We start from the raw sequence: 24,346 nt of genomic DNA, 5'->3' as shown, positions 1-24,346 counted from the left end.
ACGGCCGGCGGCACCAAAATCCGGTACGCCCTTTTGGGTCACGTATTCCTGAGTCCGTCGCCTTAAACCCTTGAGACTGATGGCCGAATTCGCCGAACGGTCTTTCCGGCAAGGCTCGAACGGATTGCGTTCGTATATCCGGTATCGGTACGTTCCACCCCTTACTGATCAAACCACGATCCGCTGATACGACCGATACGAAAGGTCCCGGATCATGAGCCCCTGGGGTCAGCGTCGCCGCGTGCCCGAAATTCCTCGCAACGTCGTGGCACTGGGGGTGGTGCTGACCTTGCTCGCGAGCGTGGTCCCACCGGCCGCGCGCCTCGCCGAGCCGCCGGCCGTGGCCGGTGCCGCGGGTGATGGCCTGGTCGACGTGCCGGCGCACCCGGAAGGCGCGTCGTTCGACGCCAACCAGCTCCAGGGGATCCAAGCCGCCGATCCGGGCGCGAAGGTCAACCTCGTGCAGCCGCCGACGGCGGACTCCACCGGGGACGCCCGGCTGAGCTACCCCATCGAGGTGCCGCCGGGCCGGGGCGACGCCCAGCCGGCCGTCGGGCTGACGTACGACTCGGCGGGGGAAAACGGCTGGACGGGGGTCGGCTGGGGGCTTGCCACGCAGTCGATCACGATCGACACGCGGTGGGGTGTCCCGCGCTACGCCGGTGCCCTGGAAACTGAGACCTACCTGCTCAACGGCCAGCAGCTGACTCCGGTCGCGAATCGCACCGAACTAGTACCACGGACCGCGGAAAAAGTGTTCCACACCCGGGTCGAAGGCCAATTCAGCAGAATCATGCGACACGGTGCCACCCCCCGGGAATACTGGTGGGAGGTGACCGCGAAGAACGGCACGCGGTCGATTTTCGGTGGCCCGGCCGACAGCCCCGGGGAAAGCACCACCCTCACCGACGAGTTCGGCGACATCGCGGTGTGGGCGCTGCGCGAGGTGCGCGACGCCAACGACAACTTCGTGCGCTACCACAACGTCCAGGTCTCGGACGTCGGCGTCACCGGCGGCACGGTGCCCGGCGTCGCCCTCTACCCGAAGCGGATCACCTACACCGGCCAGGGCAAGATCGAGGGCCGGTATTCGATCACCTTCATCCGCGACCGGGAACGCGGTGAGCCGCGGCGCCAGGACGTCGAGATCGACGCGCGCAACGGGTTCAAGGAGGTCACCGCCGACCTGCTGCGCCGGATCGACGTCTACCTCGACGACAAGCCGATCCGCGCCTACGAGCTGAACTACCGCACCGGGGCGTTCGCCAAGACGCTGCTGGAGTCGGTCTCCCAGTACGGCGAAGACCTCAAGCTCTTCACCACCCACACCTTCGGCTACTTCGACGACATCCGCACCGGCGCCGGCGAGTACCGCGGCTTCTCCGACGCCCAGGGCTGGACCACGCCCGGCGACTCGCTCGGCGCGCCGGTGCCCGGCGGGCAGGCCAGCGCCCTCTCGGCCACCACGTCCAGCAGTGCCGGCGGGCACCTCTACGTCGGCTTCAACCCGACGGTGCCCCGCAAGTCCGGGTCCGCCGGCGGCAAGGTCGGCTTCGCAGCCGGCTCGGCCGAGGGCCTGCTCGCGCTGACCGACGTCAACGGCGACTCCCTGCCGGACAAGGTGTTCCGCACCGGCGCCGGCGTGTTCTACCGGCCGAACCTGTCCGGGCCCGGCGGCGAGACCAAGTTCGGCGACACGCCCATCGCGCTGACCAACCTGCCCGGCATCTCCTCGGAGTCGACCCGGTCGGTCACGTCCGGGGTCGAGTCGTTCATCGGCGTGGCCGCGCAGCTCGACCACGTGTCCACCACCACGCGCACCGACCGCTACTTCTCGGACGTCAACGCGGACGGCCTGACCGACCTCGTCAGCAACGGCAGCGTGCTGTTCGGCCACCTCGACGCCAACGGCAACCCCGCCTACAGCGCGAACAGCAAGGACACCCCGGTGCCGATCGGCGCCGGCGGGGTGACCGGCACCGTCGTCGGCGACCAGACCGCCGAGTTCGAACGGCAGGTCGACGCCTTCCCGCTGCTGGACGGCGTGCGCCGGTGGGTCGCGCCTTATGACGGCACCGTCCGGATCGCCGGCGGGGTGCGGCTCATCGGCGACCCCGGTGCCGACCGCGCCGCCGACGGCGTCCGCGTCGCCGTGCAGCACGAGAACGCCGAACTGTGGTCGCAGCGCATCATGCCCGGCGACCCCGCCCAGTACACGCCGTCCGGCGTGGACGCCGTGCCGGTGCACCGCGGCGAGCGGATCTACTTCCGCGTCCAGTCGGTGCTGGACGGGAAGTTCGACCAGGTCGCGTGGGACCCGGACATCACCTACACCAGCGTCCCGGCCGGCACCGACGTCAACGGCCTGGACAACCAGCGCTACCTGGCCTCGCGTGACTTCACCCTCGGCGGCCGGCCGTCGACGGTGACCGCGCCGGTCACCGGCACGCTGCACCTGTCCGGGGACGCGTCCAAGGTCGGGCCGACCACCGACGACGTCGCGGTCGTGATCACGCGCAACGGACGGGACGTCGTCACCGGCACCCTGCCCGCGGCCACGGGCGGGACCGTTCCGATCGACCTGGACATCCCCGTGACGGCGAACGACACGCTGTCGTGGCGGCTGCGGGCGGACTCGCCGATCGACGCCGGCGCCCTGCACTGGGTCCCGTCCGCGCACTACACCGCGGTGGACGGCGACGTGCCGGTCGTCGACCAGGACGGCAACCCCACGATGACCATCAGCCCGCCCTACGACCTCGACATGTACCCGGTCGACACCCTGACCGCACCGCAGCAGTCCTACACCGCGCCCCGCACGGGTCAGCTGACCGTGCAGCCGGAACTGGCCGTGAGCGGCCCGGACACCCGGGTCGTGTTCACCGTCAAGCGCCGCGGCGCGCTGCTGGCCAAGAAGGTCATCGACGTCGCGAGTGGACCGGCGCCGGACCCGGAATCGTTGCGGGTGAACGTGTCCGCGAACGAGGGCGACGAGCTGTTCTTCGATTTCTCCACTTTGGACACGACAGCGCCCGCGCGGATCACCGCGAGCGCGTCGGTCAGCTCCGACGGTGTGACGTTCGACCCGGTGCCCAGCGCCCTGCACGCCTCGGCGGAGCAGGGCGCGTTCGCCCAGCCCTACCGCGGCTGGGCCGCGATCGGCTACCAGGGCAACCGCGACCGCGCCACCGCGCCCATCGTGCAGGGTGACCTGGCGATCGACGCGAACTACCGCGACCGGATCCCGGGCGCTCCCAAGGAAGAGGACGTCCCCGGGTTCGACGGCCGCGTCACCCCGCCCAACGCCGTCGTGCTCGCACCCCAGCCCGCCCAGGGCCGCTGGGGCAGCGACGACGGCAACACCTGGGTCGCCGGCGCCGGTGCCGCCAGTTCCCGGCTCGGCACCGACCGGATCGACGTCGCCCGCGACTCCGACTTCGCCGGCGCGACCGGGGTGTCCCGGGTCGCCGAAAGCAGCCAGGTCTCGACGACGTTCGGCGCGAGCCTGCCCGGCGTGCCGATCGGGGCCGGGGCCAGCGTCGCCCGGGGCAGCAGCAGCGGCCAGGTCGACTTCCTCGACCTCAACGGCGACGGCTTCCCCGACGTGGTCGGCTCGGCCGGGATCCAGTACTCGGACATGACCGGCGGGCTCGGCAGCACCCGTGGCTCCCTGGGCGCCGCCAACGTCCGCGAAAGCGACTCCAGCGCCTTCACCGCGTCGGCCAACGCCGGCAGCCCGGCCCGGACGATGTCCAACGGCCGCGGCCACAGCGGCCCGCCGGCCGACGCGAACGCCGTCACCGCGCAGTCCGGCAGCGAACTGCCGAGCCTCGGCATCGGGGGCAGCGTCGGCGGCGGTGAGTCCGGCGGCCGGTTCGACCTGCTGGACATCAACGGGGACGCACTGCCCGACCGCGTCTACGACAACGGCACGGCCGCGCTCAACCTCGGCTACCGGTTCGCCGCGCCCGAACCGTGGCCGGGTGGCCCGCTCAACGACTCCGACACCCGCAACGCCGCGGCCGACCTCGGCTTCAACACCGACTTCTACGGCTTGGCCGGCGGGGTCTCGGCCTCGACCGGAACGTCCAAAACGGACGCGAGCCTCGCGGACCTGAACGGCGACGGCCTGGCCGACCGGGTCTTCTCCCGGGACGGCGCCCCGATGAGCGTCGCCATCAACACCGGCAACGGCTTCCTCGCGCCCACGCCGTTCCAGGGCGGCTTCGGCGGGATCAACGCCGACAAGAACGCCGGCCTCGGCGCCGGCGCGTACTTCACCTTCGGGTTCTGCCTGGGCATCCTGGCCGGCGCCTGCGTCGTGTTCAACCCCGGTGCCGACACCTCCACCGGCATCGGCCGGTCCGAGCTCGCGCTGCGCGACGTCAACGGCGACGGCTACCCCGACCACGTCCGGTCCACCCGCGACAACGAGCTGGTCGTGGCGGAGAACCAGACCGGCCGCACCAACCTGCTGCGCTCGGTGAGCCGCCCGCTCGGCGGCCGGATCGACCTGGACTACACCCGCGACGGCAACACCACCGACCTGCCGCAGTCGCGCTGGGTGCTGGCGAGCACCCGCGTGTCCGACGGTCACCCCGGGGACGGCCAGGACGTGCAGCTGTCCACCTTCCAGTACCAGAACGGCCGCTACGACCGCCTGGAGCGGCAGTTCCTCGGCTTCGGCCGGGTGGTCACCGAGCAGCGGGACGCCGGCGCCGGCGACGCCCTGTTCCGGACGGTGACGACCGAGTACCGCACCGACAGCTTCTACGTGCGCGGCCTGGTGGCCCGGTCGGTGACCGCCGACGCGGCCGGGAGGGCGTTCACGGAGACGGTGAACACCTACGCGTTGCGCGACATCGCCACCGGCAAGGCGGTCGACCCGCGAAGCACCACCGCCACGGTGTTCCCGTTGCTGTCCCGCGCGGAACAGCGGTTCTACGAAGGCCGCCCGGCCGCGGGCAAGTCGACGTCCTCGGACTTCGAGTACGACGAGTACGGCAACAAGACGCGGGTGCTCGACGCGGCCGACGCCGGGACCGCCGACGACGTCGAGACCCGGATCGGCTACACCGCGACCGACCCCGCCTGCCGGGACCGCAACATCGTCGGCACGGCGAACACCCTCCAGGTCGCCGCCGTCGCCCCGAAGACCGTGCTGCGCAGCCGTCAGTCCACCGTGGACTGCAAGACGGGGAACGTGACGCAGGTCCGCGCGCTGCTGGCCGACGGCACGAAGGCCGTCAGCGACATGGAATACCTCGGCAACGGCAACCTCAAGGCCGTGGTCGGGCCGGTCAACAAGGCCGGCCAGCGGTACCGGCTGGACTACGGCTACGACGCGGTCGTCGGGATCTACGTCGAGACCGTCGTCAACAGCTTCAACCTCCGCTCGGTGAGCACGCACAACTACAAGTACGGCCTGCCCGAGACCACCGTCGACGAGAACTTCCAGCGGGTCGACTTCCACTACGACCGGGTGGGCCGCACCGACTTCGTGGCGGGCCCGAACGAGATCCCCGAGAACCGGGTGACGATCGACTTCGAGTACCACCCGGAAGCCCCGGTGCCCTTCGCGGTCAGCCGGCACATCGACAACACCGCGACCGGGGTGCGCGACGACACGATCGACACCGTGCAGTTCTCCGACGGCCTCGGCCGCGTCGTCCAGACGAAGCAGGACGCCAGCGTGGCGCCCGAGCCCGGCGCGGCACCCGAGCCGGTGATGGTCGTCTCCGGCAAGCACGTGTTCGACTTCCTCGGCCGGGATGCCGAGCAGTACTACCCGGTCACCGAACCCAAGGGTGACGGCAACGTCGCGTTCGACACCGCGGTCGACGCCGTGGCGCCCACGCGGATGAGCTACGACGTGCTCGACCGCCCGACCCGGGTGACGCTGCCGGACGACACCTCCTCGACCGTGGCCTACGGCTTCGGGCCGGACCGGGCCGGGGCGACCCGGTTCGAGACGGTCAGCACCGACGCCAACGGCAAGGAGAAGCGGAACTACACCGACCTGCGCCGGCTGACCACGGCCGTCAAGGAGTTCAACCCCGCAGGCGGCCAGCCCGTGCTCTGGACGAGCTACGGGTACGACCCGCTCGGCCAGATCACCTCCGTGACCGACGACCGCGGCAACACCACGAAGTCGGCCTACGACAACTTCGGCCGCCGCACGGTGATCGACAGCCCGGATTCCGGCAAGACGGAGACGGGGTACGACCTCGCGGACAACGTGATCACCAAGGTGACGCCGAACCTGCGCGCGAAGCACAAGGCGATCGAATACGACTACGACTTCACCCGCGTCACGGCGGTCCGGTACCCGGTCTTCACCGGGAACAACGTCAAGTACACCTACGGCGCGCTCGGTGCCCCGGAGAACGGCGCCGGCCGGATCACCGAGATCCGCGACGCGGCCGGCACCGTCACCCGCGGGTACGGCGCGCTCGGCGAGACCACCCGGGAGACCCGCACCCTCGGCGGCAGCGCCCCGGACGCCGGGTCGTCGTTCACCACCCTCACCCGGTTCGACTCGTTCGCCCGGCTGCTGCAGACGACCTACCCGGACGGTGAGCAGCTCACCTACGGCTACGACACCGGCGGGCAGGTCACCACCGCCGCCGGCGTCAAGGACGGCCGGGACTACCCGTACCTGGCCCGGCAGGACTACGACAAGTTCGGGCAGAAAGTGCTGACGGAGACCGGCTCCGGCGTCCGCACGAGCTACCGCTACGACGCGGCGGACCGGCGGCTGGCCACCCTCGAGGCGCGGCAGCCGGACGGGCGCGAGATCCAGAACCAGTCCTACCGCTACGACGACGTCGGCAACATCACCCAGCTGAGCAACGACGTCGCCGTCCCGCCGGCCAAGAGCATCGGCGGCCCGAGCAAGCAGACCTTCGGCTACGACGACCTGAACCGGCTCACCACGGCCGGTGGCGAATACCGCACCAGCGCGGACAAGCTGAACCGGTACCAGCTGGACCTGTCCTACGACAGCCTCGGCAACACCACGAACAAGGTGCAGCGCAACGACCTGGTGAGCACCAGCGGCTCGGTCACCCCGCAGAACGCCACGACGTACTCGCAGCGCTACACCTACGAAGCCGGCCGGCCGCACGCCCCGGTCAAGATCGGCCAGGACACCGAGAAGTACGACGCCAACGGCAACCTGATCGACGTCGGCACCAAGGACCGCGACGCCGCCCAGGCGCTCAACGTCCTGGCCGCCGAGCCGCTGACCTCCTCGGACGACCACACGCAGTTCGTCTGGGACGAGGAGAACCGGCTCGCGTGCGTCACCGAGGACGAGGACGACCCAGTCAAGCAGGAACCCGGGTCCTGCGACGGGCGCGGCGAGGACCTGGCCGCGAGCTTCGTGTACGACGAGTCCGGGAGCCGGGTGGTCAAGAACGGCGCCGTCAAGGAGATCGCGCCGAGCAAGAACTTCAGCAAGGTCGACGGCCAGTCGTTCAAGCACGTCTTCGTCGGCGACGCCCGTTTGCTGACGAAGAAGGTCGAGAGCAAGCTCGAAGACGAGCAGTTCTACTTCCAGGCCGACCACCTCGGCTCGGCCGGCTTGGTGACGGACAAGAACGGGAAGCTCGTCTCGCACCAGGAGTACTTCCCGTCCGGCGAGACCTGGGCCGGTGAGAGCGCCGAGAAGCCACCGGTGCCCTACCAGTACAACGGCAAGGAGTTCGACAAGGAAACCGGCCTCTACAACTACGGCTCCCGCTACTACAACCCGAGAACCCAGCTGTGGCAGTCACCCGACCCGGCACTGCCGTCCTATCTGGACGGTGAGGGGAACGGCGGCGTGCGGAACCCGGCCAACCTGGGGTCCTACACCTACGCGTACGACAACCCGGTGCGGCTGAACGACCCCGACGGCCGGCTGGCCGAGGTCCCCTGGTCACTCGCCCCCGCCGCGGCACCGATCGCGACGGAAGCCGCGATCGCCGCCGCTCCCGCCGTCATCGGCTGTTTCGCGACGATCGTCTGCGGGGCCGCGGTGACGGTCGGCAGCCTCCTGGCGATCGGCGCCGGGTACCTGGCCTACCAGTACACCACGAGGTCGCCCGCGGTCGCGGACCCGCCACAGACGACAGCACCGCAGGCCGCTCTCGGTCCGGCCCCCGCGATCCGGTCCGCCCCCCGGACCGGTACCACGGTCCGGACGGACGATGACAACCCGGAACGGATGGCGGTGATCGGCCGGCTGCCCGACACCGCGAAGTACAAGAACGACCCGCGCTACGAGGTCCTCGACATCCCCGACCTGCGGAAGCTCTCCCCCAGCGACCCGTTGTACGACCCCACGAACTCCGGCTGGTCCCTGACGGTCAACAACGAGTTCTGGGTGGCGTCGGTGATCGCCCGCAGGATGAAGGTCCTGGTGGCTTCACCGGAGGAGGGCAACCGCTGGGACTACGACAACAACCGCCCGACGGTGATGGGGCTCGAGCTCGACCGCTTCCGCCAGGCCGGGTACCAGCCGTTGAGTGGGATCAGGCCGCTGCAGAGGGGTGAGATCCTCCGCGGGCCGGGCAGGTTCTAGCTGCCGCGCGTCGCAAGTCGTGGCCTTCGGAGTCGCGCCGATGGAGGATTCGGGACGCTGGCCGTCCGGGATCCTCCATCGGCACCTCGCGCCCCTTCAGCCGGCCAGCGTGCCGAGGGTCTTCGCCGCGATCCGGGCATCGGCGGCGTGGTGGTGGGCGAGCTCCAGCGTGGCGAAGTCCTGCGCGGTGGCGGCGTTGGGAATGGCGAGCACGGTCATGCCGGCCGCGTGCGCCGAGCGGATCCCGGACGCGGAGTCCTCCACCGCGACGCAGTCCGCCGGTGCCACGCCGAGCAGCCGCGCGGCGAGCAGGTACGGGTCCGGGGCGGGTTTGCCCCGCTCGACGTCCTCGCCGGCGACCGTCACGCGCAGGTGGGCGACGAGCCCGAACGCGGTGACCGCCGAGTCGAGGTAACGCCGGGGCGACGCCGAGACCAGGCCGGCCGGGCCCAGCGCGGCCGCGGCCGCCACGAGGTCCGCGGCGCCGGGCAGCAGGCCGACGCGACCGTCGCGGATCGCCTCGACCATGCCGTCGACGCACTCGCCCACCACGGCCTCGGGTGTCACGTTCCGGCTGCGTCGAGCGAGGTAGGTGCTCCAGTGGGCGGTGCTGGTGCCCTGGATCGCGGCCCAGTCCGCCGGTGTCCACGCGTAGCCGTGGCGCGCGGCGACGGTGCCGAGGACGCGCTGCCACGACGCGGAGCTGTCGACCAGCGTCTCGTCCAGGTCGAAGACGGTGGCAACCGGCATCAGCCGGCGACCTCGGCCTGGCGGGCGAACGCGGCGATCTGCTCGACGGACACGATCTTCAGCCAGTGCCGGTCGGCCAGGGTACGCAGCTGGGGCAGCCGGGCGACGCCGCCGTCGTCGTCGCAGACCTCGCTGATCACCGCGACCGGCGCCAGGCCGCACAGGCGCATCAGCTCCACCGCCGCCTCGGTGTGCCCGCGCCGCTCGGCGAGGCCGCCGGCGCGGGCCCGCAGCGGGAACACGTGCCCGGGCCGGCGCAGCATCGTCGCGGTGGTGGCGGGCCCGGCGAGCAGCCGCAGCGTGTGCGCGCGGTCGGCCGCCGAAATCCCCGACTCGATGCCGTCGGCCGCGTCCACCGACACCGTGTAGGCCGTGCCTTCCGGATCTTCGTTGTCCTGCACCATCAGCCGCAGCCGCAGCCGGTCGGCCGTCTCCGGGTCCATCGGCGCGCAGATCAGCCCGCTGGTGTGGCGCACGTAGAAGGCGAGCGCGTGGGCCGTGGCGTGTTCGGCGGCCATGATGAGGTCGCCTTCGTTCTCGCGCTCCTCGTCGTCGACCACGATGACCGGCCGCCCCGAACCGATGTCGGTGATCGCGGCCCGCACGGTGTCCAGCTCGGGCATCCGGTCGCGGCGGACCTGTTCGGGCACGGCGAAGGTCATCGTTCGTCCTCTCGGGACAGGAAGGGGTTTCCCCGGCGGCACAGCACTTGCCGGGGCTGGGATCCGGTGCAGTCAACCGTGTCCGGGCCCGGTCTCCCGGCTCGGCGCGCGCCGGTTCGCCCAACCTCACTCGATCTTGTGATCACTCGGCCGTTTTCCGTGATTCTTTATCCACATTCACCGAATCGTGTGGACCTGACGTCTCTCGCTATTGTCGTCGCTCGTCCAGGCGTAATCTCGACCGTTCTGGGCGCGATCCGGGCTCGACCAATCAGAGGCGGCGACCCTTCGGCATGGATGCGGACAGCCCGCTCAGCTGTGAACTGTCCGAACTGCAAGGGGCGACGATCGTCCGGCCGGCAGGCGTACTGGACATTCGCACCTATCCGGAACTGCGTGACGTACTGCTCAAGTGCGCGGCGGACCAGCCTCGCGCGGTGATCGTGGATCTCGGCAGGCTCGAGATCACCAGTGACTACCTCGCCAGCGTCTTCATCACGGTGTGGCTGCGCATCACGCAATGGTCGACGATGCGGCTGGTCGTGGTTCCCGGACCGGCGCACGCGGCGCTGTCGTGGCGTGGTCCGATGCGGCGCTTCGTCGCGGTCGAGCCCACGGTGCTCGCCGCGCTGGACAACCTCGGCGCGCCACCGCCTCGCCGCCGTGCCGAGCTGTGGTTGCCGTCCTCGCCGTTGAGCGTGCGCGCGGCGACGCGGTTCGTCACCGACACCTGCCACAACTGGGGCGTCGAGCCGCTGACGGCGCCGGCCGCCACCGTGGCCGGCGAGCTGGTGGAAAACGCCGCGGAACACGCCCGGTCACCGGCGCGCCTTCGCCTCGAATGGCGGCTGGACCGGCTGACCGTCGCGGTCGCCGATGACGACACCCGAGCCGTCTCGCTGCCCCGGCCGGGCCCGCAGACGCCGGAACCGGGCAGCGGGCTGCAGCTCGTCGCCCACCTCGCGCACGCGACCGGCTGGTCCCGGACGCACTCCGGCGGCAAGGTGGTCTGGGCCGTCCTCCGGCTGCCCCGGGCGCCGACCGCCTGACCCGCCCTCCGGCCACGAAAATGGCCGGCCGGCGGGTGGGCACCACGTCGGCCGGCCTTTTTCCGGAAAAGGTGACTCACTCCGGGGGCGGGGGCGGGCCCGCCGGCGCCTTGCGGGGCATGAGCGTCACGATCGGGATGCTGAGCGCCGTGACCGCGAGGACCACGATCAGCGTCACGTTCATCGCGTGGGCCAGCCCGGTGCCGGCCGACTGGAAGAAGATCGACGTGACCACGGCGGAGCCGATGGCCGACGCCAGCTGCTGGATCGAGCTGAGCGAACCGCTCGCGCTGCCCGCTTCTTCGGGCCTCGCGTCGCCCAGGGCCACCGTCGGGATCGTCGAGAAGCTGAACCCGATGCCGACGCCGATCACGAGCAGCGCCGGGGCCAGCGCCCAGATGCTGACGTCCGTCCCGTAGGCCTCGACCAGCGCCAAGACCGCGGCGCAGCCGACGAACGTGACGGTCAGGCCGATGAAGACGAGCCGGCGGCCGAGCTTGGCGACCATGCCGCCCATGGCCGCGAACCCGGCGGCGATGAGCCCCAGGGTGAGCGGCACCAGGCCGAGCGAAGCCGTCCGGGCACTGGCGTGCAGACCCTCCTGCAGGAACAGCGACAGCACGAAGATCAGGCCGGTACCGGCGGCGAACGCGGCCAGGCCGACGAGCATGCCGGAGGTGAAGCCCCGGTTCTTCATGAGCGACGGCATGATCAGCGGGTCGGCCGCGGTGCGCTGGCGGTAGGCGAAGCCGGCGAAGAACAGGACACCGACGACGATCGAGACGACCGGGATGACGCCCCAGCCGTTGGTCGAGCCCTCGATCAGGCCGTACAGCAGCCCGAGCATCGTCACCGCGAGCAGGCCGGAACCCCAGCCGTCGACGACGGTGGAGCGGTCGCCGTCGTCGTCACGCGGCAGGACCTTGACGGCCACGATCAGCCCGATGACGCCCAGCACGAGGTTCAGGAGGAAAATCGGGCGCCAGGTCAGGCCGAAAATGTCGGCGCTGATGATGAAACCGGCGAGGACCGGGCCGGCCACACTGGAAATACCGAGAACGGGTCCGAACAGACCGAACGCCTTGCCGAGCATTTCACGATCGAAATTCTTCGTCATGATCGCCATGCCCTGCGGAATCAGCAGCGCACCGAACGCTCCCTGCGCGACCCGGGCGACGATGAGCAGAGCCGGGTCGGGCGCGAACCCGGCGACCGCGGACGCCAGGGTGAACCCGGCCACGCCGATCAGGAAAAGCCTGCGCTGGCCGAACTTGTCGCCCAGCCGGCCACCGACCACGAGCAGGACACCCATGGCGAGCATGTACGCCGGGCCCAACCACTTGATCAGGCTCTCCCCACCGCCGAGCTCGGCGGCGATGGTCGGAGCGGCGATGTTCGTAACTGTTGCATCGATCACGTCGAGGGCGTCGGCAAGCAGCACCACCCCCAGGATCGCCCACATCAGGCGGCTGGAGCGGCTTGTGGCGACCGCGCCCGGCTCCTTCACGGTTGTCATGAGGAACGTCCTTCTCGGCTCTGTCGGGGCGCCCCTTCTGGGCGACCTCTCATCCGTACTACGAACACCCCTGGCTCGATCCGACACCGCATTCGAAAAATTTCCGGAACGTCAGGTGCGAGTTCGTCTGACACACTCTCGACAACACCGGCGAGCCAATTGCGACCCGGAGACGTCGACCTCGAGCAGGGCAGGTGTTCATCGTTCCGAAGGACGTCGGGCACTGCACCTTCGAAGTTGCGCAAGTTGTACGCACTGCACTCACCGCGGCGCTGGCTGTAGCCGACATTTCCGGCACTCGCGGGCCGGCAGTGCGCGGATTCCGGTGGGATTCCGGCTAGGCCGGGACCGCCGAGTCCTTCTCCGTCGAGGGCAGCAGCGGCTCGATCACCGCCCAACCCTTGTCCGACTCACCGCGACCAACCACGTCCACAATCCAACCGGACCGCAGCCAGATCACTTGGTGGACAAGCCCAGCTCGTCGCGACGGCGGGTCAGATAGGCGGTCTCGGCGGTGTTGCCGGCCAGTTCGATGGCCCGGTCGTAAGCCGCACGCGCCTGGTCGTTCCGGCCCGCCCGGCGCAGCAGTTCGGCGCGGGTCGTGTGAAAAGCGTGGTAGCCGGCCAAGCTGTCCTCGAGCCCGTCGATGGCCGCCAGCGCGACGTCCGGGCCGTCGAGCTCGGCGACCGCGATCGCGCGGTTGAGGGCGATCGTCGGCGAGGGGTCGAGGCGGACGAGCTGGTCGTAGAGGGCGAGGACCTGTGACCAGTCGGTGTCGCCGATGGTGCGGGCGGACGTGTGCACGGCGTTGATCGCCGCGAGGATCTGGTAGCGGCCCGGAGCAACGCCGGCGGCGAGCCGCTCGCGCACCAGCCGGTGGCCCTCGGCGATCAGCGTCGCGTCCCAGGCCGCCCGGTTCTGCCCGGCCAGGGGAACCAGCTCGCCGTCGGCCGAGACGCGGGCCGGGTGGCGGGCCTCGATGAGCAGCATCAGCGCCAGCAGCCCGGCCGCCTCGCCGTCGTCCGGCAGGAGGACCCGGATCAGGCGGGTGAGCCGGATCGCCTCGGCGGTCAGGTCGTGCCGCACCGGATCGGTGTCGGGGCCGGTGGCCAGGTAGCCCTCGTTGAACACGAGGAACAGGACCGCGAGCACGCCGGAGACGCGTTCCGGGAGGTCCTCGGGAGACGGCACGCGATACGGGATGCCCGCCGCCTTGATCTTGGCTTTCGCGCGGGTGATCCGCTGTCCCATGGTGCTCTCGGCCACCAGGAAGGCGCGGGCGATCTCGGGCATGGTCAAGCCGCCGACCATCCGCAACGTCAGCGCCAGGCGGGATTCCATCGCCAGCGCCGGGTGGCAGCAGGTGAAGATGAGCCGCAGCCGGTCGTCGTCGACGGCGCCGAGCGGCTCGGGCGGGCTGTCGTCGTGCGCCAGCCCGGCTTCCTTCTGCTTGTCGTCGCGCTTGTTCTCGCGCCGGATCCGGTCGATGGCCTTGCGCTGCGCGGTCGTGGTCAGCCAGGCACCGGGGTTGGGCGGCACGCCGTCGGCCGGCCACCGCTCGACGGCCGTCGCGAACGCCTCGGCGGCCGCTTCCTCGGCGATGTCGAGATCGCCGAAGCGCCGGGCCAGTGCGGCGACCACGCGGGCCCATTCCTCGCGGTGGGCGCGGGTGACGGCCTCGCGGGCGTCGAGCACGCTCACTCGTCCAGGAACGGCCGGACCTCGATCTTCCGGTTGCACGCCTCCGACCCCTCGGTCGCGAGCTTGACCGCGACGTCGAACGAGGGTGCTTCGACGATCCAGAAGCCGGCGAGGTACTCCTTCGACTCCACGAACGGGCCGTCGGTGATCACCGCCTGCTTGCCGCGGTTGTCGATGACGGTGGCGTTGTCGGGTGTGCCGAGCCCACCGGCGAAGACCCAGTTGCCGCCGGCCTTGAGCCGGTCGTTGAACTCGTCGATCGCCGCTTCCTCGACCGGGTCGGCGACGCTGGGCCGGTCGTGGACCACGGAAAGCAGGAACTGCATCCGGAACATCTCCTCTGGAGTCGGGACCGCGGTCAGGATGCCACTGCCCGGCACCTGCCGCTCGCCCGCCCCGGTGAGCGTTCCGGACGGTTCAGAGCCGTCCGGAACGCTCACTGATCAGCTGGCGACGAACTGCACGTGCCACTCGCCGCCGCCGTAGGGCGGAGCGAAGACACCGAGGTCGCCCTCGAACGGCGCCGGCTTCCACGGGCCGAGCACCCGCAGCTGGTAGGTGCCGACCGGCATGTTCTTGAAGGTCGCGTAGCCGTTGGCGTCGGTCCTGGCGTAGGCGCGGATGTTCCCGTCCTCGAGCAGCACCAGGTTCCGGTTCGCCAGGCCTTCGTCGGCGTCCAGCGTGCTGTTGCCGTTCTTGTCGAGCCAGACCTGTCCGTGGGAGTCGGCCCGCATGCCAGGCACCTTGGCGGTGGCCAAGACGTACGGGGCACCGCCGGAATGACCGTCACTGGCGGTGCAGTCGAGCCCGGTCGTGCCGGTGTAGGCGGCCTTGTCGGGCACCTTGCCCTGCGCCGTGAGGACGATCCGCTGTCCCGCGGCCAGGGTGCCCTCGTGCCGCCGGTAGTCGAACGCGCCCCACTGGTCGTCGGTCACCGCCAGCTCCGAGCCGAAGGCGCCGGCGTCGCAGCCGAGGTAGAGGCCGGTCAGCGGCTGGGTGCCGGAGTTGGACAGCGTGACCGTCACCTTGCCGGTGTCCCCGGCAGCGTAGGTCGTCTTGTCCAGCGTGATCGTCTCGTGCAGCACGTCGGACAGCGGCCGGACGGCCCGCACTTCGAGCGCCGTGTAGGCCCCGCGCCCGTCCAGGCGCATCTCGCCGACGGGCTGGTCGACCCAGCCGCCGGGCACCTTCTGGAACGACACGTAGGCGTACCGGCTCAGCGGGAGGTTGTCGAAGGAGAAGTGGCCCGTAGTGTCGGTGACGGAGACCATGTCCGACGTCGTCCCGACGCCGATGAAGTGCGCCTCGGCGCCGGCCAGCGCCTCGCCCGCGGACGGCTTGCCGTCGCCGTTCGCGTCCCCGTACAGCACGCCCGCGACCCGCTCGGTGCCCCGCGCCATCGGCAGGGTGACGCGCTGGATGTTGTCGCTGTAGTCGACGTCCTGCCCGGTGGACACCTCGACGTGCACGACCGAATCGCCGGAGAACGTGCCCAGCTGCCCGGTCAGGTGGAAGGTCCGGGTCTCCCCTTGCGCGACGGGCGCGCCGGTGCCGCCGTCCGCGAGGTCACCCCATTGGCTCCGGTCGATCCACAACGGCGTCCCGGACTCCGTGTAGGCGGTACCGATCGTGCCGAAGGCGACGGCGTCCCCGATGTTGCTCACCGTCACGTCGAGCGCGACGGTGTCGCCGGACAGCCAGCGGCCCTGCTGCGCGACGACGGTGACCTTGAGGTTCGGGCCGGAGGCGGCCGACGCGGGCGCGGCGGCCATCCCCGCCATGACGAGTGCCGCGGTCAGCGCGCAGGCCGACCGCACGAATCTGCCAGTAGGCATGGTTTCTTCCCCCTTTTGGGTTGTCCGGACGAATCTAGACCGGCCCGGACGTCCGGGGAGAGCGGAATGTTCCGCGGGAGCGGTACGGCAACCTTTCCCGCGCCTCATGCGTTCTGGAGGCTCGGAGACCCGTCAGCCGAGCCGCGCGACTTCGGCCCGAGCATGCGCGACCCGAGGGGTTTCCCGGCCGCCGGCCCGGGCGATCTCCCGGGCGAGGTCGCCCGCCGCTTCGACGAGGTGCCGCGCCCGGCGGCGGCTGCGCACGTGCTTGCGGAAGGCCTTGCGGTTCCCGCGCAGCCCGCTGACGGCGTCGAGCAGAGCCGGCTCGAGCACGCCGGCTTCGGCCTCCGGCCCGAGCAGGTCCCGCATCCAGCGGCGCTCCAGCCGGGCGGCCCGGCGCAGCACGGCGAACAGCGTGACGAGCTCGACGGCCGCGATCACGAACGGCAGCACCACGGTCAGCGGCCCGTTGCCGCCGAGGCCGTTCATGTCGTCCCAGGCGAAGTGGAACACCATGGCCGTCAGCATGGTCACCAGTCCGAGCACGACCCGGCGCTCCCCGGGGGCCCGGCCCAGCACCCACATCAGGCCCGTGCAGAAGAGGGCGCTGAACAGGGCGTGCGACACGATCCCCGACGCGCCGCGGACCAGGAACACCTGGACGGACGTGACGAGCTGGTCCGCGCCGAAGGTCTGGGCCGCGCCGTTGTAGACGTAGAGGACGTCTTCGAAGACCTGGAAGCCCAGGCCGATGGCGGCGCCGATGATGAAGCCGTCGTAGGCGCTGCGCACCAGCCGTGGCGCGAGCCCGATCAACAGGACGAGCCCGAGCGCCTTGCTCCATTCCTCGTTGATGGGGGCGGTGAGCCCCGCGGCCCAGTTCTGCGCGAACGCGGTGCCGCCCGCCTTCGTCCAGATCTCCAGCAGCGCGGTGTTCGCCGGGAGCGCGATCCAGAACGCCGCCGCGACGCCACCCCAGGCGAACCCGGCCGCGAGCAGCCCGGCGGGCTGCGCGGTGTAGCGGTTCTGCCGGCGCAGCACCAGCGACCACGGCACCAGGTAGAGCCCGAACAGCAGCACGCCGCCGGTCAGCGCGGGCGTGTAGAAGCTGCTGGAACCGAAGTACCGCACGATCGCCAGCGCTCCCCCGCCCACGCCGAGCAGGTACACCCAGAAGGCCAGGTTGTGCGGCTGGAAGAACCGGAAAGGCAGGCCCCAGCCTGATTCTTCGATCGCGGCCAGCTGGGCCGCCTTGCCGGTCACCGGCCCGCGCCCGGGGCGATGCTGCGGACGAACGCCGTCACGGCGTCGCGGTGGTGTTCGAACTGGTCCGGCGCGGTGCGCACCCGCACCAGCAACGCGGGCGCGGCATCGGCGGGCTGCCCGGCCGCGGGCACCTTGAACGCGACGTCGAGCGCGTCCCCGCCCGGCCCGGTGCCGGCCTGCACGACGCCGGTCAGGCCGCTCGTGGTCGTCACCGTGCCCCGCGCCGCGTCGACGCCCGGCGCGTCGCCCTCCGACCGTTCGACCTGGTCGAGGAAGGCCGCCGCCGAACCGGTGTAGGGCGCGCCGCGCAGGTCGATCGTCGCGCCGCCGGTCGCCAGGGTGACCTGCAGGCTCGCCGGGGTCGCCGGTGCGGCGGATCCGGTGAGGGTGCCGTTCTCGAGCTGCCAGCCCACCGGCGGGACGGCGGTCGCGCCGGCGCCGAGGTCCAGCACGTCCCCGGCCCGGATTTCGTTGTGCCACGGGATGGCGGCGTTGAGCGCGGGCAGCCCATAGCCCAGCACCAGCGCGATCCCGAGGGCGATCAGGGCCGGCTTGAACGTCCGCCGGTCGAGACCGAGGAACCGGTGCTCCACCGGGACCCACCCCCGCGGCGGCTCCTGCGTGCTGACGGACACCGGCTGCCCCTCTCTCCTGTGAAGGAGGACTGTAAGCACGCACCTCCGCGATCCGCACCTTTTCGCCGCGCCCGGCCGTCCTCAGTGGACAGCGAGCGGGTGCCTCAGTCCGGGATGCCGGCGCCGATGCCGTCGAGGAGGAAGCCGAGACCGGTCCGGAAGGTCTCCTCGGCGTCCAAGTGGGCCGCGTCGCGGATGACCGTCTCCAGCGCGGGGTAGCGGCCGGTCGCGAAAGTGCGCTCGAGGTAAGGCCCGTAGGCGGCCTGCCACTGCCGCTGGTTCATCCCGGAGGCCCGCTCCGCGCGCCGCTCGGCGATCTCGCGGCGCACCGTGCCGATCACGTACGCGTCGACCGCGGTGACCACCGGCATGACGATGTCCACGTCGACGCCGCCCAGCGCGGCCAATACGGCCTCGCCCCTGGCCAGCGCGTGCGGCCCGAGCTGGGGGCGTCCGCCGATCAGGTCGGCCAGCCACTCGTGCCGGTGCACGGCGCGCCGGGTCAGCTCGGCGACCGAGGTCAGCACCTCCCGCCAGCCGTCGCCGGCCGGCCGGATCTCGGCGTAGACCGCGTCGACCATCAGGTCGAGCAGCTCCTCCTTGGTGGCGATGTAGCCGTAGAGCCGCATCGGCCCGACGTCCAGCGCGGCGGCGACCTTGCGCAGCGACACGGCTTCGAGGCCGTGCGCGTCGGCCAGCCCGATCGCCGCGCGGACGATGCGTTCCCGGCTCAGCGGGGCCGGCGCCGGTCGCTCCGGCGGCTCCGGCCGTTCCCACACCAACATGGCGCTGACAGTACAACGCATCTTTCGATACACTGTATTGAGCAATACACCGTATCGAAGGGGGAATCATGACGATCACCATCGTCGGAGCCGGACTGGGTGGCCTCGCCCTCGCCCGGGTGCTGCACGTCAAGGGCATCGACGCCGTCGTGTACGAACGGGAACCGTCGCGCGAAGCGCGCGGCCAGGGCGGCATGCTCGACATCCACTCCGGGCAGCAGGCGCTGCGCGAGGCCGGGCTGATCGACGAGTTCTTCGCGATCGCCCGTGGTGAGGGCCAGGACATGCGGCTCCTGGAGCCGGACGGGACACTGCTGCTCCAGGAGGACACGCCCGACGACGCCCCGCTCGCCCGTCCCGAGGTGGACCGCGCCGATCTGCGCGATCTGCTGCTCAACTCCCTCCCGGAGGACGTGGTGCGCTGGGGGCACGCGTTCGAGTCCGCCGGCGACGGCCTGGTGCACTTCGCCGACGGCAGCAGCGCGTCGTACGACCTGCTGGTCGGCGCCGACGGCGCGCAGTCCCGGGTCCGCGCGCTGCTCACCGACGCCCGCCCGGAGCACCTCGGCCAGAACGTCGTCGAGGTCGGCATCCCCGACATCGACCGCACGCACCCCGACCTGGCGGCGATGGTCGGGCGCGGCAACTACTGGGTGCTCGGCGAGGGGAAATCCCTTTCGGCGCAGCGCAACGGCGACGGCCGCGTCCGCATCGGCCTCAGCTTCTACAACACCGGCGAGGACTGGCTCGCCGGCAGCGGGATCCCGTTCGACGACCCGGCCGGCGCCCGCGCGCGGCTGATCGAACTGCTCGCCGGCTGGGACCCGCGGTTCACCGCGCTGATCGCGGCCTGCGACGACACGGTCATGCCGCGGTCGCTCACCACGCTCCCGATCGGCCTGACCTGGCCGTCGAAGCCGGACGTCACGCTGGTGGGCGACGCCGCGCACCTGATGCCGCCGGTGGGCGAGGGTGCCAACATGGCGCTGATCGACGGCGCCCTGCTCGGCCTCGCGCTGGCCGCGCACCCGGGCGACTTCCCCGCCGCCGTCGGGGAATACGAGAGCGAAATGTTCGAACGCACCGGCGCCGCCGCCCGGATGTCGGCGAAGATGCAGGAACTGCTGATGTCGCCGGACGCCGCCCGGAGGCTGCTCGCGTTCTTCCAACCCGGCTGACGGCCGGGCTGGGGTCACCCCTATTCGCGACGCCGATTCCCCCGCCACCGTGACGGAATCCCCTGTGCCGCTGGTAAAACCGGAAGGACGGCCTACGGTTCGGGGTGGGCACCGGGTAAGGGGAGGCGAGATGACCAGCGGCAACGTCCTGCGGCTCGACGTGACCGGCCAGGACGTGCACGGCGAGGGCCGGCTCCTGCGTGCCGAAGGCCTGGCCGGGCTCGTCGAACTGCCCGGCGGCGTCCCGGCCTGGGCGGTCGCGGACGCGGCCACCCTGCGCAAGCTCCTCACCGACCCCCGGGTGTCGAAGGATCCCCGAGCACACTGGACCGCCTTGCGCGAAGGGCGGATCGGCGAAGACTGGCCGCTGCTGATCTGGGTGTCGGTGCGCAACATGTTCACCACCTACGGCGCCGACCACCGGCGGCTGCGGGCCCTGGTGTCCAAGGCCTTCACCGTGCGCCAGGTGGAGGCCATGCGGCCGGACGTCGAGCAGATCACGACCGAGCTGCTCGACCGGCTCGAGCGCGCGGGCGGGGAGCCGGTCGACCTGCGCGAGGAGTTCGCCTACCCGTTGCCGGTCGAAGTGATCTGCCGGCTCTTCGGCGTGCCGGCCGACCGCCGGGACGCGGTGCGTTCGGTCGTGGACACCATCTTCGACACGACCGTCACCGCCGAGCAGGCGCAGGCGAACTCACTCGAGCTGTACGAGCTCATGCGCGGCCTGGTCGCCGACAAGACCGCGAACCCCGCCGACGACCTCACGAGCGCTCTGATCACGGCGCGAGCCGAAGACGCCACCCGCCTCGACGCCGACGAGCTGGTCGACACGCTCATCCTGATGCTCACGGCGGGCCACGAAACCACCGTCAACCTGCTCGACCACGCGGTCACGGCCCTGCTGACCCACCCCGAGCAGCTCGCGGCGGTCCTGCGCGGCGACCACACGTGGGCCGAGGTCATCGAGGAAACGCTGCGCTGGCAGGCACCGGTGCCGTACCTGCCGTTGCGCTACGCGGTCGAGGACATCGCCCTGGACGACGGCACGATCATCGCCAAGGGCGAGGCGATCCTCGCGGCCTACGCGGCGGCGGGCCGCGATCCGGCCGAGCACGGCGAAACGGCCGGCGAGTTCGACCTGTCCCGGGAAGACAAGCAGCATCTGGCTTTCGGGCACGGCGTGCACTTCTGCATGGGCGCTCCGCTGGCCCGTCTCGAAGCCGGCATCGCGCTGCCCGCGCTCTTCGCCCGGTTCCCGGGGCTCCGGCTGGCCGTGGATCCGGCGGAGCTGACCACCGTCCCGTCGTTCTTGTCCAACGGGCACACGGCCATTCCGGCTCTGCTCGGTGTGGGAGAGCCGGTGATCTGACGACCGGGTTTCAGTCGCGGGCAGCCGCGTTGGCCCGGTCGATCGCCGGCATGTGTTCCTCCGCCCACATGCGCAGGGCGGCGAGCGGCACCTCGAGCGAGCGACCCAGGTCGGTGAGGCGGTAGTGGACCTTCGGTGGCACTGTCGGCTCGACCCGGCGCGCCACCAGGCCGTCGCGCGTCAGGCTCTGCAGCGTCACCGACAACATCTTCTGGGACACCCCCGGCATCCGGCGCTGCAGCTCCGCGAACCGCACCTCGGCCGGGCCGGCGTCGGCCAGCACCTTGACCGCCATCGACGTCCACTTGGTGCCGATCCGGTCCAGCAGCCGGCGGGTCGGGCACGCGGGGTCGAAGAGGTCGCCGCGCGCGCCCTTGTGCGAGGGGGTCACCTGGAGCTCACCACCTGTCGGGGAAGTGCCGTCTTGCCGGGCCGGGGTCGTTACCTATCGTTAGCCACTAACCAATGGTAACCGCCCCGGGAGGCAGCGTGCGCGAACACCGGATCACCGCGAACGGCATCGACATCACCGTCGCCGTCGGCGGCCGGGGGCCCGCGCTCCTGCTGCTGCACGGCTTCCCGCACACCTGGCGCGTCTGGAGCGCGGTCATCCCGCACCTGACCCCGCACCACCGTGTGATCGCCCCCGACCTGCGCGGCCTCGGCGCGACCACCCGCGCCGACGGCGGTTACGACGCCGCCACCCTCGCCGCGGACGCCGAAGCCCTCCTCGACGCCCTCGGCGAACCGGCCGCGACGGTCGCCGGCATCGACGCGGGTGCGCCGCCCGCGTTCCTGCTCGCCCTGCGCCGGCCCGAGCGGGTCCACCGGCTGGTCCTCATGGAGTCCTTGCTCGGCCGCCTCCCCGGCGCGGAGGACTTCCTCGCCGGCGGGCCGCCGTGGTGGTTCGGGTTCCACGCCGTCCCCGGCCTCGCCGAGACGGTCCTGACCGGGCACGAGGCTGACTACATCGGCTGGTTCCTCGACGTCGGCAGCAGGCGAGGCGTGCCACCCGAGCTCCGGGACCGGTTCATCGCCGCCTACACCGGCCGCGACGCGCTGCGGTGCGCGTTCGCCCACTACCGCGCGATGCCCGAGAGCGCGGCGCAGATCGCGGAGGCGGTGGCGGCGAGCCGGCTGACGGTGCCGACGACGGCGATCGGCGCCCACCCGGTGGGCGACACCCTCGCGCGCCAGCTGCGCCCGGTGGCCGATGTCCTCGAGTCCCACGTCATCGACGACTGCGGCCACATCATCCCGCTGGACCGCCCGGACGCCCTGGTGCCGCTGCTGAGGTCCGGCAGCTGAGCCATAAACGTCACGACGTTCGGTGCCCCCTCGAGAAACCGACTCGTGCCGGCCGGCCGGCTCGTCGCGATCCTCCTCGTCGGCGTTCACCGCGGTGCGCTGACTCCCGCTCAGCCGGCCGTGCGGGTGAAGGTCACGTGCGTGACGCCGCTCGGGGACGACGTCGCCTCCACCTGGTAGTCCTTCTCCACCCCCTCCAGCCCGTCCCACAGGCGCACACCGCGGCCCAGCAGGATCGGGACGATCACCACGTGCAGGTGGTCGACGAGCCCGGCCTTGAGGAACTCGCGGATCGTCGTGGCGCCACCGCCGAGGCGGATGTCCTTGCCCTGGGCGGCTTCGCGGGCGACGTCGAGCGCCTCGGCCGGGGACGCGTCGAGGAAGTGGAACGTCGTGCCGCCCTCCATCTCGATCGGCTGGCGCACGTGGTGGGTCAGCACGAAGACCGGTGTGTGGAACGGCGGGTTCGGGCCCCACGCCCCCTTCCACTCCTGGTCCTCGTGCCACCCGGGGTGGCCGAACTTGCCCGCGCCCATGATCTCGGCGCCGATCCCCGGGTCGTGCTGGCGGACGAAGACGTCGTCGATGCCGCCGCTGCCGCCGGGCTGCCACCAGCGCGTGGTGAACATCCATTCGTGCAGCCGCTCTCCGGCGTGTCCGAAGTGGGCGTCGGCGCTTTGGCCTTCACCGGTGCCGAAACCGTCGAGGGAGACGGCGAAACTGTGGACGCGGACGAGACTCATGGCGCTGCTCCTCAGGTGATCGGGTGGTGCCACCGAGCCTGCAACGGATCGACTCATCCGTCCAATGTCAATGCTGATGCCTTTCCATAGATAAGGTCGATGCATGCTGGACGTCACCCGACTGCGGGTCATCGACGCGCTCGCGCGGACCGGCTCGGTCACCGCCGCGGCGAAGGAGCTGCACTACACGCAGCCGACCGTCAGCCACCACCTCGCCCGGCTCGAAGCCGAGACCGGCGCGCAGCTGCTGCAGCGGGCCGGACGCGGGATCCGGCTCACGCCGGCCGGGCAGCTGCTGGCGTCCCGGGCGGCCGAGATCCTCGGGCGGATCGACGCCGCCGACGCGGAGCTGTCCGCTCACGTCGGGCTGAGCGCCGGGCGGGTGCGCGTGGCCAGCTTTTCGTCCGTGATCGGCTCGCTCATCCCGCGGGCGGTGGCCGCGCTGACGGCGGAGCATCCCGGCCTGCGGGTCGGCCTGACCGACACGGAACCACCCGAAGCGCTGGACCTGCTGCGCACCGGCAAGATCGACGTCGCGATCATCTTCCGCTACGACGACACCGAGCCCGAACCGCCGGACGTCCGCCTGCACCACCTGCTCGACGATCCGCTGTACCTGCTGTCCACCAGCCCCGGGCAGACACTGCCGGCCCTGCGCGACGCCACCTGGATCGCCGGCTGCGACCGGTGCCGCGTCCACCTGCTGTCGCTGTGCGCCGAGCACGGTTTCGAACCGCGGATCGGCTACACCTCCGACGACATGGTCGTCATGCAGGCGCTGGTCGTCGCCGGGCTGGGCGTGACGACCAGCCCCGGGCTGGCCCTGCGTGCGCACCGCGCCGACGGCATCGAGGCCAGCGAGCTGCCCGGATCGCGCCAGCACATCTACGCGGCGACCTACGGCGAACCGCCCGATCCGCCCGCCACCACCGCCCTCCTCGCCGCGCTGACCGAAGCCGCGGCGGCCGTATGAGGAGATTCGC

At 71.2% G+C, this 24,346-nt stretch carries 17 protein-coding genes; 6 read left to right on the top strand and 11 right to left on the bottom strand.

What is annotated here, in order from left to right:
* Nucleotides 1-241: 241 nt before the first annotated feature.
* Complete coding sequence (locus QQ657_RS20850; RefSeq protein ID WP_284743864.1) at nt 242-8,566, top strand: SpvB/TcaC N-terminal domain-containing protein; 8,325 nt, start codon at nt 242-244, stop codon at nt 8,564-8,566.
* Nucleotides 8,567-8,662: 96 nt separating this feature from the next.
* On the opposite strand, the gene QQ657_RS20845 is transcribed toward QQ657_RS20850, so the two are convergent.
* Both QQ657_RS20845 and ribB read right to left on the bottom strand, forming a co-directional pair.
* The gene (locus QQ657_RS20845) at nt 8,663-9,316 is read right to left on the bottom strand and encodes an HAD family hydrolase (protein WP_284743863.1); all 654 of its coding nucleotides are present in this window, start codon (nt 9,314-9,316) and stop codon (nt 8,663-8,665) included.
* Complete coding sequence (ribB, locus tag QQ657_RS20840; RefSeq protein WP_284743862.1) at nt 9,316-9,978, bottom strand: 3,4-dihydroxy-2-butanone-4-phosphate synthase; 663 nt, start codon at nt 9,976-9,978, stop codon at nt 9,316-9,318. Before ribB ends, QQ657_RS20845 begins: the two co-directional genes overlap by 1 nt.
* A 293-nt stretch (nt 9,979-10,271) precedes the next feature.
* Here ribB and QQ657_RS20835 point away from each other — a divergent pair, with 293 nt between their 5' ends.
* Nucleotides 10,272-11,027, top strand: a complete 756-nt coding sequence (locus QQ657_RS20835) for an ATP-binding protein (RefSeq protein WP_284743861.1) — start codon at nt 10,272-10,274, stop codon at nt 11,025-11,027.
* A 76-nt stretch (nt 11,028-11,103) separates the two neighbouring features.
* Here QQ657_RS20835 and QQ657_RS20830 read toward each other — a convergent pair whose 3' ends face one another.
* The 7 genes from QQ657_RS20830 to QQ657_RS20800 all read right to left on the bottom strand — a co-directional run bounded on the left by QQ657_RS20830 (nt 11,104) and on the right by QQ657_RS20800 (nt 18,765).
* Nucleotides 11,104-12,543 carry an MFS transporter gene (locus QQ657_RS20830; protein WP_284743860.1) on the bottom strand — a complete coding sequence of 480 codons (1,440 nt, stop codon included), beginning with the start codon at nt 12,541-12,543 and terminating at the stop codon, nt 11,104-11,106.
* A 456-nt stretch (nt 12,544-12,999) separates the two neighbouring features.
* A complete protein-coding gene (locus tag QQ657_RS20825; protein ID WP_284743962.1) occupies nt 13,000-14,238 on the bottom strand; it encodes an RNA polymerase sigma factor in 1,239 nt (412 codons plus the stop codon).
* A 2-nt stretch (nt 14,239-14,240) separates the two neighbouring features.
* A complete protein-coding gene (locus QQ657_RS20820; protein ID WP_350310692.1) occupies nt 14,241-14,570 on the bottom strand; it encodes a YciI family protein in 330 nt (109 codons plus the stop codon).
* A 117-nt stretch (nt 14,571-14,687) separates the two neighbouring features.
* Nucleotides 14,688-16,079 (bottom strand): hypothetical protein, encoded by a 1,392-nt coding sequence (locus QQ657_RS20815; RefSeq protein WP_284743858.1) that lies wholly within the window; start codon nt 16,077-16,079, stop codon nt 14,688-14,690.
* Nucleotides 16,080-16,211: 132 nt separating this feature from the next.
* Nucleotides 16,212-17,342, bottom strand: coding sequence for a PrsW family intramembrane metalloprotease (locus QQ657_RS20810; RefSeq protein WP_284743857.1), 1,131 nt, complete (start codon nt 17,340-17,342; stop codon nt 16,212-16,214).
* Nucleotides 17,339-17,980 (bottom strand): hypothetical protein, encoded by a 642-nt coding sequence (locus QQ657_RS20805; protein WP_284743856.1) that lies wholly within the window; start codon nt 17,978-17,980, stop codon nt 17,339-17,341. The genes QQ657_RS20810 and QQ657_RS20805 overlap by 4 nt, the downstream gene beginning before the upstream one ends.
* A gap of 104 nt (nt 17,981-18,084) precedes the next feature.
* Nucleotides 18,085-18,765, bottom strand: a complete 681-nt coding sequence (locus tag QQ657_RS20800) for a TetR/AcrR family transcriptional regulator (RefSeq protein WP_284743855.1) — start codon at nt 18,763-18,765, stop codon at nt 18,085-18,087.
* A gap of 68 nt (nt 18,766-18,833) precedes the next feature.
* On the opposite strand from QQ657_RS20800, the gene QQ657_RS20795 reads away from it, so the two are divergent.
* On the top strand, nt 18,834-19,943 hold the full coding sequence (locus tag QQ657_RS20795) for an FAD-dependent oxidoreductase (RefSeq protein WP_284743854.1): 1,110 nt from the start codon (nt 18,834-18,836) through the stop codon (nt 19,941-19,943).
* Between the two features lie 130 nt (nt 19,944-20,073).
* Nucleotides 20,074-21,312: a cytochrome P450 family protein gene (locus QQ657_RS20790; protein WP_284743853.1), complete on the top strand. Its 1,239-nt coding sequence runs from the start codon at nt 20,074-20,076 to the stop codon at nt 21,310-21,312.
* Nucleotides 21,313-21,322: 10 nt separating this feature from the next.
* Here QQ657_RS20790 and QQ657_RS20785 read toward each other — a convergent pair whose 3' ends face one another.
* Nucleotides 21,323-21,703 carry a winged helix-turn-helix transcriptional regulator gene (locus QQ657_RS20785; protein WP_284743852.1) on the bottom strand — a complete coding sequence of 127 codons (381 nt, stop codon included), beginning with the start codon at nt 21,701-21,703 and terminating at the stop codon, nt 21,323-21,325.
* Between the two features lie 98 nt (nt 21,704-21,801).
* Here QQ657_RS20785 and QQ657_RS20780 point away from each other — a divergent pair, with 98 nt between their 5' ends.
* Nucleotides 21,802-22,620: an alpha/beta fold hydrolase gene (locus QQ657_RS20780; RefSeq protein WP_434056761.1), complete on the top strand. Its 819-nt coding sequence runs from the start codon at nt 21,802-21,804 to the stop codon at nt 22,618-22,620.
* A 110-nt stretch (nt 22,621-22,730) separates the two neighbouring features.
* Here QQ657_RS20780 and QQ657_RS20775 read toward each other — a convergent pair whose 3' ends face one another.
* A complete protein-coding gene (locus QQ657_RS20775; RefSeq protein ID WP_284743850.1) occupies nt 22,731-23,363 on the bottom strand; it encodes a dihydrofolate reductase family protein in 633 nt (210 codons plus the stop codon).
* A gap of 103 nt (nt 23,364-23,466) precedes the next feature.
* Here QQ657_RS20775 and QQ657_RS20770 point away from each other — a divergent pair, with 103 nt between their 5' ends.
* Complete coding sequence (locus QQ657_RS20770) at nt 23,467-24,336, top strand: LysR family transcriptional regulator (RefSeq protein ID WP_284743849.1); 870 nt, start codon at nt 23,467-23,469, stop codon at nt 24,334-24,336.
* The last annotated feature ends 10 nt before the right edge of the window (nt 24,337-24,346 follow it).

This window comes from Amycolatopsis ponsaeliensis, assembly GCF_030182635.1.
Taxonomy (GTDB): domain Bacteria; phylum Actinomycetota; class Actinomycetes; order Mycobacteriales; family Pseudonocardiaceae; genus Amycolatopsis; species Amycolatopsis ponsaeliensis.
This window is presented reverse-complemented; position numbering and strand designations above follow the sequence as displayed.